Origin of the sequence: Streptomyces sp. D2-8, from assembly GCF_023184515.1 — a bacterium.
Taxonomy (GTDB): domain Bacteria; phylum Actinomycetota; class Actinomycetes; order Streptomycetales; family Streptomycetaceae; genus Streptomyces.
On record NZ_JAAHBP010000008.1, the window covers coordinates 274,803 to 286,727 of the forward strand.

Consider the following 11,925-nt stretch of genomic DNA (forward strand, 5'->3'; position numbering starts at 1 on the left):
TCCATTGGCTGCGCTTGTTTGCATTCAGGAATGGACCACATCACGTTCCTCGTCATCGTCATCGTCACCGCACTCGCCTTCGACTTCACCAACGGTTTCCACGACACGGCGAACGCGATGGCCACGTCCATCGCCACCGGCGCGCTCGCTCCCCGTACGGCGGTCCTGATCAGCGGTGTCCGCAACGTCATCGGTGCCTTCCTGTCCACCGAGGTCGCCAGGACCATCTCGGGCGGCATCGTGAACGACACCCTCGTCTCCCCGGGCATGATCTTCGCGGGGCTGGTCGGCGCGATCCTGTGGAATCTGCTGACCTGGCTGGCCGGTCTGCCGTCGAGCTCCTCGCACGCCCTGTTCGGCGGGGGCGTCGCGGGCCGGATGGCGGTCGCCTGGACGGTCACCCTGCCCGCCGCCGCGCTGGTCGGGGGTCTGGCCGCCGCGGTCGTGCGGCACGGCGGGGATCTCGGCACGGCGGCCGTCGCGCTGGTCGGCGTGGCCCTGGCCGCGGGCATCGTGGTCATCTCGCACCGCAACCCGGTGCACGCGCACAACGTCAACGATGCACGAGAAGTCAGTATCCGCACCGAGCCGCCGGCCAAGGTCGGCACGGCCGCCTGACCGACGGGGAGCCGGGCACGCATCTGGACCGGACCGCACTCGGCCGGTCCGCCGATTGCCGGAGTGGGGACGACGGTCCGGCAGGCCGCCGGTCGCGCCCTGACGTTGTCGTAAGGCCCGCTGGTGTCAGGCGGCGGACAGGGCGCTCAGGGCGGAGTCCAGGCGGGCGGTGGCGTCGTCGGCGACGGGCTTGAGGGTGTCGAGGCCGGTCAGGGTGACCATGGTGCCCGGGTCGAGGGCCTGGACGAGCGTGGTGTCGCCGTCACGGCGGACGACGACGTTGCAGGGCAGGAGCAGGCCGATGCCGCGGTCGGCTTCCAGGGCCTGGTGGGCGAGCGGCGGGTTGCAGGCGCCGAGGATCAGGTAGTCCTCCATGTCGTGGCCGAGCTTGGCCTTGAGGGTGGCCTTGACGTCGATCTCGGTGAGGATGCCGAAGCCCTGATCGGCCAGGGCCTTGCGTACTGCGGTGACGGCGGTGTCGAAGTCGGCGCCGAGGCGGACGGTGCGGTCGTAGGACACGGGCACTCCCGGATGGTGCGGAACAACTGATCCCCCTATACCCCGCCGGGTACCCGCGGGGCGGAGGGCGATGTCTTCAGCGGGGGTCCTTCCGCTCCTGGAATACCCCCCTGGGTATCCCTGTTAGGGTGAGTGTCCAATACCCCCCGGGGTACATCGTCCGAGAGGAGTCGTGAGCCGTGTTCTTTGTCGACACCCTGGAATTCGAGGGCCTGGGCAACCGCAGCTACCTGGCCGGCGGACCCGGTGCCGCGGTGGTCGTCGACCCGCCGCGCGACATCGACCAGGTCATCGCCGCAGCGGCCCGCCGCGGGGTGCGCATCGCCTTCGTGGCCGAGACTCATGTCCACAACGACTACGTCACCGGCGGCCTGGAGCTGGCCCGCGTCACCGGCGCCCAGTACCTGGTTCCGGCCGGGGCGCGCGTGTCGTTCGACCGCACCCCCGTCGCCGACGGCGACACCGTGACGGTGGACGAGGGCCTGGTGCTGCGCGCGATCGCCACTCCCGGGCACACCCCGCACCACACCTCCTACGCCCTGACCGAGGACGGGCACGGTGTGGCGGCGTTCACCGGTGGGTCCCTGCTCATCGGCACCGTGGGCCGCCCGGACCTGGTCGAACCACGGCTGACCGAGCAGCTGGCCCGTGCCCAGTACGCCTCCGCCCACCGGCTGGCCGACGAGCTCGACGACGAGGTGCCGGTGCTGCCCACCCACGGGTTCGGCAGCTTCTGCTCCTCATCCCAGGCCGAGGGGGACGCGACCACGATCGGCAGGGAACGCAAGACCAACGACGCGCTGACCCTGGACGTGGACACCTTCGTCGCCCAGATGCTCGACGGCCTGGACGACGTACCCGCCTACTACGCGCACATGGGTCCGGCCAACGCCGCGGGCCCCGCACCCGTAGACCTCACCCCGCCGAGGCGTGCGGACGCCGAGGAGATCGCCTCCCGGCTGGCCGCGGGCGAGTGGGTGGTGGACCTGCGCAGCCGCATGGCCTTTGCCGAGGGGCACGTGGCCGGATCGTTCAACTTCGAGGGCGAGGGCAAGCTCGCCACCTACCTGGCCTGGCTGATCCCGTGGGGCAAGCCCGTGACTCTGCTCGCCGACACCCCGGAGCAGATCACCCACGCGCAACGGGAACTCGCGCGGGTGGGCATCGACCGCCCTGCCGCCGCCGCCACCGGCGACCCGGCCACCTGGATCCGCGCCGGTGAACAGCCCGCCTCCTTCCCCCGCGCCCGCTTCGCCGACCTCGCCGGTCTCCGTGAGCGAGGCGACGACGTGGTCGTCCTGGACGTGCGCCGGGACGCGGAGCGTGCGGGTGGCTACATCCGCGGTTCGGTTCACATCCCGATCCACGAGCTGCACGGCCGCATCGGCGAAGTACCGCCCGGAACGGTCTGGGTGCACTGCGCCGGCGGGATGCGCGCGGCGATCGCCGCCTCCCTGCTCGATGCCGCCGACCGCGATGTGGTCGCCGTCGACGACGGCTTCGACGCGGCGGCGGATGCCGGGCTGCCCCTGACCTCCGGCTGATGCCGACCGTTCCCCCACAAGGAAGGAAGCGTGTGATGTTCCTCTTTCACCGAGACGGGCTGCGCGTCACGGTCGACGAGGCACGCAGCCGTACCAGTGGCGATCAGCCCGGTGCCGTCCTGCTGGACGTCCGTGAGAAGCCCGAATGGGCCGCTGGCCACGCCCCGGGCGCCGTCCACGTACCGCTGACGGAACTGGTCGCCGGCGGCACCCTGCCGGCCGAGGCGGAGGGCCGGCCGCTGGTGGTGATCTGCCGCAGCGGTCACCGCTCTCAGCAAGCCGCCACGCTCCTTGCCGAGCGCGGAGCGCAGGCGGTGGATGTCGAGGGCGGCATGAACGCGTGGGCCGCCGCGGGGCACCCGGTCGTCGACGAGCGCGGGAACAGCGGCCGGATAGCGTGACCGTACTCGTTCTCGCCCTCGTCGCCGGGGCCGTCATCGGTCTCGCTCTCGGAGCTCTGGGCGGCGGTGGCAGCGTCCTAGCCGTACCGGCGCTGATCTACCTGCTCGGCTTCACCCCGGCGGCGGCCACCACGGCCAGCCTGATCATCGTCACCGCCACCTCCGCCACCGCCCTGTACGCCCACACCCGCGACGGGAACGTGGCATGGAAGACAGGAGCGCTGTTCGCCGCGGCGGGCATCGTCCCCGCCTACCTCGCCGGCGCCGCCGCCGGGCGCCTGCCCGAAGCCGTGCTGACGGCCGCGTTCGCGGTCATCGCCGCGCTGGCGGCCCTGCGCATGCTGCGACCGTCCGCGTCCGACCCGCCGGACAGGATCCGTCCCGGCAGGGCGGCCGGTGCCGGTGCCGGACTGGGAGCCGTGACGGGCTTTCTGGGGGTCGGTGGGGGATTCCTCGCTGTGCCCGCCCTCGTGAGTGTCCTGGGGCTGGCCATGCGGCGGGCGGTGGGCACCAGCCTGCTCGTCATCACGGTGAACTCGCTGGCCGCGCTCACCGCTCGCACCGGCACCGGTGGCGGACTCCACTGGGAGATCATCGGCCCCTTCACCGGAGCCGCGATCCTCGGCGCCTGGGACGGCAAACGGCTCGCGACGAAGATCTCCGGCACCACCCTTCAGAGGATCTTCGCCGGCGTACTGCTGGCGGTGGCGGCCTTCATGCTCGGTGACGTGATCGTCTGAACACGAGGAACGCCAACGGCGCAGACGGGGGCGGAAAGAGCTTCTCCCGACCTGTCCCGTGCGGGCGCCGAGGCGGCGGCCGGCTGAGTGACCGCCCTTTCGCGGGACCGCCTTCCGTTCGGCTCCCGTCAGACCAGCTCCACCACACTCCGACACGTAAGGAAGACATCTGCCATGACCACGCCCACGCCCCTCGCCTCCGACGAGGCGCGCACCCGCCTGCACGAACTGACCGTGATCGACGTGCGCACTCCGGGCGAATACGCCGGCGGCCATCTCCCCGGCGCGCTGAACATCCCCCTCGACCAGATCCCGCGCGCGCTGCCCGACATCCGACACGCCGCCGGTCGCGGTGACGTCCTGGTCGTCTGCGCCTCGGGCGCCCGCTCCGAGAACGCCTGCAGGATCCTCGCGGAGAACGGCGTCACCGCCGCCACCCTGTCGGGAGGCACCGGCGCCTGGGCTGCGGACGGCCACGAGCTGCACCACCCCCCGGGCGCAGCGCGTGCCACCTGGGGCATGGAACGGCAGGTGAGGCTCACCGCGGGAGCGATCGTGCTGCTCGGCCTGCTGCTCGGGCTCGTCGTCCACCCCGCGTTCCAGCTCATCTCCGCCGGCATCGCGGGCGGCCTGGTCTTCTCCGCCCTGACCAACACCTGTGGCATGGCCGCCATGCTCGCCAAACTGCCCCACAACCGTCCCCGCGCCGCCGACCTCGACCAGACGCTGGCCGCACTGCGCAACCGCTGAGCCACGCGCCAAGGGAGGGGCCCGGTGCCGGATCCCTCCCTTTGCACAGGCCAGGCCTGCGGCCCAGGGCCCGCTACCTGCGTGCAGCCGGCTCCGACGCCGTCACACCTGACGAGCCGGCGGGGCGGCCGGTGCCGCGGAACCACGGGTCAGGCCAGAGAGAGGAACAGCTTCTCCAGCCGACCGCGCATCTGCTCCCGGTCACCGGAAGCGGCCATGTCCGCATCGGTCAGGCAGTGCTGCAGACCGGTGGCGATGATGGCGAAACCCGCCTTGTCCAATGCCCGGGAGGCCGCTGCGAGCTGCGTGACCACGTCCTCGCAGTCCCGCCCCTCCTCGATCATCTTGATCACCCCGGCGATCTGGCCCTGCGCCCGGCGCAGCCGGTTGACCACCGTTTTCAGTTCTTCAGCCGCCATCGCCAGTTCCACAAGCCACACTCCTTCGAGATACCCCCTTGGGTATCCTACCGAAGGGGTAACCCCATCCGAGCAAAGGAAAATCCCCGTGGCCCTCACCACCCTCACCGCCGACCAGGCCAACGCCCGCCTGCACGAACTGACCGTCATCGACGTGCGCACCCCCGGCGAGTACGCCTCCGGCCACCTGCCCGGCGCCCACAACATCCCCCTCGACCACCTCGATACCGCCCTGCCCGCCCTGAAGGCCGCCGCCGGCCGCGGCGATCTCCTCGTCGTGTGCGCATCCGGCGCCCGCTCCGCCACCGCCTCCCGGCGCCTGGCCGATCAGGGCATCACCGCCGCCACCCTCACCGGCGGCACCACCGCCTGGACGCAGCTCGGCCACGACACCCACCGCCCCGCCGGCACCCGCACCCCCTGGGCCATGGACCGCCAGGTCCGCCTCGCCGCCGGAACCCTCGTCCTGACCGGCCTCATCGCCGGACAACGCTGGAGCGCGGCGCGTTGGCTGTCCGGGGGCGTCGCCGGAGGCCTGGTCTTCTCCGCCCTGACCGACACCTGCGGCATGGCCAAGATCCTCGCCAAGCTCCCCGGCAATCAGCCCAAGACAGCCGACCTGGACGCCACCCTCGCCGCCCTGACCGGCTGACGGCACCAGACCCCCGTAGCACCGCTGACGCTGCCCCGCTGAGCGGTCCGTCCCATCCACCGTCCCGTCGAGCGCATCGACCGGACGGCGACCGCACAGCTCGCCGCCGCCCTCCTGGCAGCACACCTGGCACGGCGGGCACGTCGCGACGAGCCGGGCTAGGTTGATTCAAGGGATCTGTCTCGGGAAACGTGATGGCGAAGATGGATGGGCAGGCGATCGGCTGGATGCGGGTGTGGCCGGTGCCAGTCGTGGCCGGTCTGCTGCTCATCGGCTACGCCGTTTTGCGGCCGGCGCGAAACGGCCGAGGAACTGCCCACGGGTCCGGTTCGGATTCGGTGGCGCGACGGCTCCTCGATGAGCGCTGTGCCCGCGGGGAAATCGACAAGCGGGAGTACCAGGACCGGTGGAGGGCGCTGCGGTGACCGGCGCGCCGATCAGCCGACGCCGGGCCTTGGGCCTGATCGGACTGGGCACGGCCGGCGTCGCCGCCGGCGCGGCCGGCTGCGGCACCGGTCTGAGCGCCCCGAGCAGGGGCGCCACGGGCCAGGACCTGGCCCAGCCGCCGGTGCTGGCCAGTCGCGACGGGGTCCTGAACGTGTCGCTGACCGCCGCTCCCGGCGTGCGCCTGGCCGGGCGGGACACCCAGGCATGGGGGTACAACGGCACCTGCCCGGGGCCGACGCTGCGGGTACGGCCCGGGGACCTGCTGCGAGTGCGGTTGGTCAACCAGCTTGACCAGCCGACCAACCTGCACACCCACGGCTTGCACGTGTCCCCGCGCGGCAACGGCGACAACCCGTTCGTCACCGTCGACCCCGGCGGCGGCTTCGACTACGCGCACCGGATCCCGGCCGACCACCCGCCCGGCACGTTCTGGTACCACCCGCATCACCACGGCACCGTCGCCGACCAGATCTTCGCGGGCCTGGCCGGGGCGCTGCTGGTCGACGGCGGACCGGGCCCGGACCTGCCGGTGACCGACGACCTGGCCCTGCTGGTCACCGACATCACCCTGGACGGGGCCGGCCGGGTCGCCGCGCCGAACACGATGGCCAGGATGATGGGCCGCGAAGGCGACCTGGTGCTGGTCAACGGCCAGCACCAGCCCGTCATCACCGCCGCCCCCGGCGATGCGCAGCGGTGGCGCGTCATCAACGGCTGTGTCTCCCGGGTGCTCGCGCTGAGGCTGGAGGGTCACCGGCTGACCCAGCTCGCCCTGGACGGGACGTTCCTGCCGGCCCCGGCCGAGCGGGACCAGGTGGTGCTGGCCCCGGGCAACCGGGCCGACCTGCTGGTGCGCCCCGTCCGCGGCGGCCGGTACACACTGGTTGCCGACCCGTACGACCGGGGCAGCATGGGCATGATGGGCGGCGGCCGGCCCGCATCCGGTCCGGTAACCCTGGCCACCCTGGAAGTCTCCGGACCGGCCGCGACACCGCCGCCGCTGCCGGGCGCGCTACCGGCCCCGCCCGCCCTGCAAGGCCGGGTGGCGGGTCAGCGTCGGCTCACCTTCGCCATGGGCATGATGGGCGACACGGGCACGCGGATGTTCACCATCGACGGGCGCACGTTCGACCCGGACCGTGACGACCAGACCGTCCCGCTCGACACCGTCGAGGAGTGGACCGTGGTCAACACCAGCCCCATGGATCATCCGTTCCATCTGCACGTCTGGCCGTTTCAGGTGCTGGCGACCAGCACCGGTGTACCCTCCATCGGGCTGCGCCAGGATGTCGTGCTCGTGCCCGCACGGGGCTGGGTACGGCTGCGTATCCCGTTCACGGATCACCCCGGCCGCAGCGTCTACCACTGCCACATTCTCGACCACGAGGACCTCGGCATGATGGCCACCGTCAACGTCCACCGCTGACGGGCTGCCCGACCGACCCGGCTTCCTGCCGCGATGCCGACATCTGCGGCGGGGTGAGTTGCTCGGCCTCAAGGTGTCGGACCTCGACTTTCCGGCCGGCACCATCCGTACGCCCACCCTTGCGGCCGGGCGAAGAAGACCGCACCCGGACCGTCAGGGACGCCATGCTCGGCGGCCTGCGGACCGGGTGCGGACAGGATGACCGAGCGACCAAGGAGGTCGCAGGTCACAAGGCATGATCAAAGATCAGGCCTTCTTGGTCTCCCAGAAGATCTTGTCGATCTGGGCGATGTAGTCCAGCGCCTTCTGGCCGGTGGCCGGGTCGGTCGAGCCCTTGGCGGCCGAGAGGGCCTTCAGGGCGTCGTTGACCAGCTGGTGCAGCTCCGGGTACTTCTCGAAGTGCGGGGGCTTGAAGTAGTCGCTCCAGAGCACCGAGACGTGGTGCTTCGCGAGCTCGGCGCGCTGCTCCTTGATGACGGTGGCGCGCGCCTGGAAGTGCGGGTCGTCGTTGGCGGCCATCTTCTCCTGCACGGCCTTCACCGACTCCGCCTCGATGCGGGCCTGGGCGGGGTCGTACACACCGCAGGGAAGGTCGCAGTGCGCACTGACCTTGACCTTGGGGGCAAACAGGCGGGAAAGCATGGAGCATTCCTTCCTCGTGATCGTCTTCTCACAGGGGACATTACTCCGTGGGGGACGGCTTTTCGCGGGTGCCCCCATGGGCTTAGGACAAAAGTCCGGGGTGAGACTGAGACTGGTGGAGGAAGAACCGGGGAGGTGCCGGGTGATGCCGGAGCTGTCGCAGGAGTCCGAGCGGGGGCGACCGGCCCCCTTCGGGGTGGCCGAGGTGACCGGGCCGTCCATGGTGCCCACGCTGTACCACGGGGACCGGCTCCTGGTGCACTACGGGGCGCGGGTCAGGCCCGGGGACGTCGTCGTGCTGCGGCACCCGTTCCAGCAGGACCTGCTGGTCGTCAAGCGGGTCGCCCAGCGGCGCGAGAGCGGCTGGTGGGTGCTCGGGGACAACACCTACGCCGGCGGCGACAGCACCGACTACGGCGTCGTGCCCGACGACCTGGTGCTGGGGCGGGTCCGGTTCCGCTACCGGCCGCGCAGGTCCGGCCGGCGGTCGCCCTGGGCGCTGCTGGGCTGGGTGCTGTCGGCCGCCAGGCCCGTCCTCTCCGACCGGTCGGCCTCCAGGCGTTTGCGGGCGCGGTAGGCCGCCACGTTGGCGCGGGTCGCGCAGCGGTCGGAGCAGTAGCGCCGGGAGCGGTTGGTGGAGGTGTCGAGGTAGGCGTTGCGGCAGGGCGCGGCCTCGCACAGGCCGAGGCGGTCCACGCCGTACTCGGTCAGGTGGAACGCCAGGCCCATCGCCGCGATCGCCGCGTAGCCCGCGGTCGCGTTCGACGGGTGGTCCGCCAGGTGCATGTGCCACAGGGGGCGGCCGTCGTCGTCGCGGACGTCGTGCCCGGAGATCTGCGGGCTCACCGGGAACTCCAGCAGCAGCGAGTTCAGCAGGTCGACGGCGAGCCTCTCGTCGCCGGTGTCGGCCGCCTCGAAGACCGCGCGCAGCCGGGCCCGGACCGAGCGGAAGCGGGTGACGTCCGCGTCGGTGGCGCGGCGGGCCGCCGACTGGCTGGGCCCGAACAGATCGCGGACGGCCTCGACCGACGTCAGGGCGTCTTTGCCCCGGGCCGGTTCCTCGGTGTTGACGAGGCGCACGGCATAGTCCGAGTAATAGGCCAGTTCCACTTGTAGTCCTTACGGAGGGGCTTCATTGTCGTGAGCGCGGACTTGTAACAGCTGATGGTGCTTCCAGGGTATTACGAGGGAGGGGCTCGATGACGGACGCGGACATCACCACGGCCACCGCCGACTGGCACGCCTGGCAGGAGAGCTGGGACCGGCAGCAGGAGTGGTACCTGCCCGACCGCGAGGAGCGGTTCCGGATCATGCTCGATGGGGGTCCCCCATGCCTTTCGGGCTATGGGGGAGGTCGAGGCCCTCGTGGGCACCGCCCCGCGCGTCCTCGACCTCGCCTGCGGAACGGGCAGCATCACCGCCCGGCTGCCGGCCCGCTTCCCGGACGCCACCAGCACCGGCGTCGACCTCGACCCGGCGCTCCTCGCCATCGCCGAGGGCACCTTCGCGGGCGACAAGCGGGTCGGCCTCGTCACCGCCGACCTCAAGGACCCCGGCTGGCCGGCGAAGCTGCCGTACGACGCGTACGACGCCGTGCTGACCGCGACGGCCCTGCACTGGCTGCACCGGGAACCCCTCGCGGACCTCTACGGCCGGGTCGCGGGACTCGTCCGCGCCGGCGGCGTGTTCATGAATGCGGACCACATGATCGACGAGACGACGCCCCGGATCAACGCGGCGGAGCGGGCGCAGCGGCACGCCCGCATGGAACAGGCCAGGGAATCCGGTGTCCTCGACTGGACCGAGTGGTGGCAGCTCGCCGCCGAGGACCCGGTCCTCGCCGCACCGACGGCCCGGCGCTACGAGATCTACGGCGACCACGCCGACGGTGACATGCCGCCGGTGGAGTGGCACGCGCGCGTGCTGCGCGAGAAGGGATTCGGCGAGGCCAGGCCGGTGTGGTGCTCGCCGTCGGACACTCTGCTGCTCGCCATGAAGTAGCCCGTGCGAAGGGGGCGGTACGGAGATCCCGTACCGCCCCCTCGCCGTGCGCAATGTCAGAGCACCTTGGACAGGAACGACTTCGTCCGCTCGTGCTGCGGGTTCGTCAGCACCTCGCGCGGGTGACCGGATTCGACCACCACACCGCCGTCCATGAAGACCAGGCTGTCGCCCACCTCGCGGGCGAAGCCCATCTCGTGGGTGACGACGATCATCGTCATACCGGACTCGGCCAGGTCGCGCATGACGTCCAGGACGTCACCGACCAGCTCCGGGTCCAGCGCCGAGGTCGGCTCGTCGAACAGCATCAGCTTCGGGTCCATGGCGAGGGCCCGGGCGATGGCGACGCGCTGCTGCTGACCGCCGGAGAGCTGGGAGGGGTAGTTGCCCGCCTTGTCGGCCAGGCCCACCCGGTCCAGCAGTTCCAGGGCGCGCTCCCGGGCCTTGGCCCTGCTCACGCCCTTGACCTGGACCGGCGCCTCCATGACGTTCTCCACGGACGTCATGTGCGGGAACAGGTTGAAGCGCTGGAAGACCATGCCGATGTCCCGGCGCTTGACCGCGACCTCGCTGTCCTTCAGCTCGTAGAGCTTGTCGCCCTTCTGCCGGTAGCCGACCAGATCGCCGTCGACGTACAGGCGTCCGGCGTTGATCTTCTCCAGGTGGTTGATGCACCGGAGGAAGGTCGACTTGCCGGAGCCGGAGGGGCCGATGAGGCAGAACACCTCGCCGGACTTCACCTCCAGGTCGATGCCCTTGAGGACCTCAACGGGGCCGAACGACTTGTGAACGCCCTCGGCCTTGACCATGGCGGTCATGCGGTGCCTCCCGTCGGCTTGGAGCGGCTGGACAGGGACAGCACGTTCGCCCTGATCTTCTGGAACGGCGTGGCCGGCAGCGACCGGCTCGAACCACGCGCGTAGTACCGCTCCAGGTAGTACTGGCCGATACTGAAGATCGACGTCATCAGCAGGTACCAGGCCGCCGCCAGGAACAGCATCTCGGCGGGGGCGCCGGAGGTCTGGCCGATGTCCTGGGCCACGCGGAACAACTCGGAGTACTGGACGACCGAGACCAGCGAGGTCGTCTTCAGCATGTTGATGACCTCGTTGCCCGTCGGCGGCACGATCACGCGCATCGCCTGCGGGATGACGATCCGGCGCAGCGTCTTGGAGTGGCTCATGCCCAGCGCCTGCGACGCCTCGGTCTGGCCCTCGTCGACCGAGAGCAGACCGGCACGGCAGATCTCCGCCATGTACGCCGCCTCGTTGAGGCCGAGGCCAAGCAATGCCGTCAGGAACGGGGTCATGAAGTCCGACCACTCGTCCCGGTAGAACGGCCCGAGGTTGATGTACTCGAAGACCAGGCCCAGGTTGAACCAGACCACCAGCTGCACCAGGACCGGGGTGCCCCGGAAGAACCAGATGTAGAACCAGGCGATCCACGAGGTCACCGGGTTCTTCGACAGCCGCATCACGGCGAGCATGATGCCGCCGACGACGCCGATCACCATGGACAGGACGGTGATCAGGAGGGTCCTGCCCACGCCCTGCAGGATGCGGTCGTCGAAGAAGTAGTCCGGGATCGCGCCCCAGTTGATCTTGCCCTGGGAGAACGCGTAGATGACCCCGACCAGCAGGGCGATGGCGACGGCGGCGGAGACGTACCTCCCGTAGTGCCGGACCGGGATGGCCTTGATGGCCTCCGGTCCGGCCGGGGGTGTGTCAGCCGGCGTCTTGTCGATGTCAACAGTCACGGGTGTTGCC

The 11,925-nt window shown here is 70.9% G+C and carries 15 protein-coding genes and 1 pseudogene; 10 read left to right on the forward strand and 6 right to left on the reverse strand.

Annotated elements, in window-relative coordinates; genetic code table 11:
• The first annotated feature begins 30 nt into the window (after window positions 1-30).
• A complete protein-coding gene (locus tag G3I77_RS17195) occupies window positions 31-618 on the forward strand; it encodes an inorganic phosphate transporter (RefSeq protein WP_282573023.1) in 588 nt (195 codons plus the stop codon).
• 126 nt (window positions 619-744) lie between these two features.
• On the opposite strand, the gene G3I77_RS17200 is transcribed toward G3I77_RS17195, so the two are convergent.
• Window positions 745-1,137 (reverse strand): DUF302 domain-containing protein, encoded by a 393-nt coding sequence (locus tag G3I77_RS17200; RefSeq protein WP_248504695.1) that lies wholly within the window; start codon window positions 1,135-1,137, stop codon window positions 745-747.
• Window positions 1,138-1,316: 179 nt separating this feature from the next.
• Between G3I77_RS17200 and G3I77_RS17205 the strand changes: the two genes are divergently transcribed.
• From G3I77_RS17205 to G3I77_RS17220, 4 genes are all read left to right on the forward strand, one after another.
• A complete protein-coding gene (locus tag G3I77_RS17205; protein ID WP_248504696.1) occupies window positions 1,317-2,681 on the forward strand; it encodes an MBL fold metallo-hydrolase in 1,365 nt (454 codons plus the stop codon).
• A gap of 35 nt (window positions 2,682-2,716) precedes the next feature.
• The gene (locus G3I77_RS17210; RefSeq protein WP_248504698.1) at window positions 2,717-3,082 is read left to right on the forward strand and encodes a rhodanese-like domain-containing protein; all 366 of its coding nucleotides are present in this window, start codon (window positions 2,717-2,719) and stop codon (window positions 3,080-3,082) included.
• On the forward strand, window positions 3,079-3,822 hold the full coding sequence (locus G3I77_RS17215) for a sulfite exporter TauE/SafE family protein (protein ID WP_248504699.1): 744 nt from the start codon (window positions 3,079-3,081) through the stop codon (window positions 3,820-3,822). The genes G3I77_RS17210 and G3I77_RS17215 overlap by 4 nt, the downstream gene beginning before the upstream one ends.
• Before the next feature lie 174 nt (window positions 3,823-3,996).
• Complete coding sequence (locus tag G3I77_RS17220) at window positions 3,997-4,572, forward strand: rhodanese-like domain-containing protein (protein WP_248504701.1); 576 nt, start codon at window positions 3,997-3,999, stop codon at window positions 4,570-4,572.
• Between the two features lie 149 nt (window positions 4,573-4,721).
• Here G3I77_RS17220 and G3I77_RS17225 read toward each other — a convergent pair whose 3' ends face one another.
• Window positions 4,722-5,003, reverse strand: coding sequence for a metal-sensitive transcriptional regulator (locus G3I77_RS17225; RefSeq protein WP_248504703.1), 282 nt, complete (start codon window positions 5,001-5,003; stop codon window positions 4,722-4,724).
• A gap of 76 nt (window positions 5,004-5,079) precedes the next feature.
• Between G3I77_RS17225 and G3I77_RS17230 the strand changes: the two genes are divergently transcribed.
• From G3I77_RS17230 to G3I77_RS17240, 3 genes are all read left to right on the forward strand, one after another.
• The gene (locus tag G3I77_RS17230; RefSeq protein ID WP_248504705.1) at window positions 5,080-5,643 is read left to right on the forward strand and encodes a rhodanese-like domain-containing protein; all 564 of its coding nucleotides are present in this window, start codon (window positions 5,080-5,082) and stop codon (window positions 5,641-5,643) included.
• Between the two features lie 194 nt (window positions 5,644-5,837).
• Window positions 5,838-6,068: a hypothetical protein gene (locus tag G3I77_RS17235; RefSeq protein ID WP_248504707.1), complete on the forward strand. Its 231-nt coding sequence runs from the start codon at window positions 5,838-5,840 to the stop codon at window positions 6,066-6,068.
• Window positions 6,065-7,516, forward strand: coding sequence for a multicopper oxidase family protein (locus tag G3I77_RS17240; protein WP_248504709.1), 1,452 nt, complete (start codon window positions 6,065-6,067; stop codon window positions 7,514-7,516). The genes G3I77_RS17235 and G3I77_RS17240 overlap by 4 nt, the downstream gene beginning before the upstream one ends.
• A 246-nt stretch (window positions 7,517-7,762) precedes the next feature.
• Here the strand turns inward: G3I77_RS17240 and sodN are convergent, their stop codons facing one another.
• Complete coding sequence (gene sodN, locus G3I77_RS17245) at window positions 7,763-8,158, reverse strand: superoxide dismutase, Ni (protein WP_007491258.1); 396 nt, start codon at window positions 8,156-8,158, stop codon at window positions 7,763-7,765.
• Window positions 8,159-8,303: 145 nt separating this feature from the next.
• Between sodN and sodX the strand changes: the two genes are divergently transcribed.
• Window positions 8,304-8,735 carry a nickel-type superoxide dismutase maturation protease gene (sodX, locus tag G3I77_RS17250; protein WP_248504711.1) on the forward strand — a complete coding sequence of 144 codons (432 nt, stop codon included), beginning with the start codon at window positions 8,304-8,306 and terminating at the stop codon, window positions 8,733-8,735.
• Here the strand turns inward: sodX and G3I77_RS17255 are convergent.
• Complete coding sequence (locus G3I77_RS17255) at window positions 8,618-9,268, reverse strand: CGNR zinc finger domain-containing protein (protein WP_248504713.1); 651 nt, start codon at window positions 9,266-9,268, stop codon at window positions 8,618-8,620. The genes sodX and G3I77_RS17255 overlap by 118 nt on opposite strands.
• Before the next feature lie 89 nt (window positions 9,269-9,357).
• Between G3I77_RS17255 and G3I77_RS17260 the strand changes: the two are divergent.
• A pseudogene (locus G3I77_RS17260) lies at window positions 9,358-10,159 on the forward strand (trans-aconitate 2-methyltransferase).
• Window positions 10,160-10,215: 56 nt separating this feature from the next.
• On the opposite strand, the gene G3I77_RS17265 reads toward G3I77_RS17260, so the two are convergent.
• On the reverse strand, window positions 10,216-10,977 hold the full coding sequence (locus tag G3I77_RS17265; protein WP_282573024.1) for an amino acid ABC transporter ATP-binding protein: 762 nt from the start codon (window positions 10,975-10,977) through the stop codon (window positions 10,216-10,218).
• Window positions 10,974-11,915, reverse strand: coding sequence for an amino acid ABC transporter permease (locus G3I77_RS17270; protein WP_248504715.1), 942 nt, complete (start codon window positions 11,913-11,915; stop codon window positions 10,974-10,976). The genes G3I77_RS17265 and G3I77_RS17270 overlap by 4 nt, the downstream gene beginning before the upstream one ends.
• Between the last annotated feature and the right edge of the window lie 10 nt (window positions 11,916-11,925).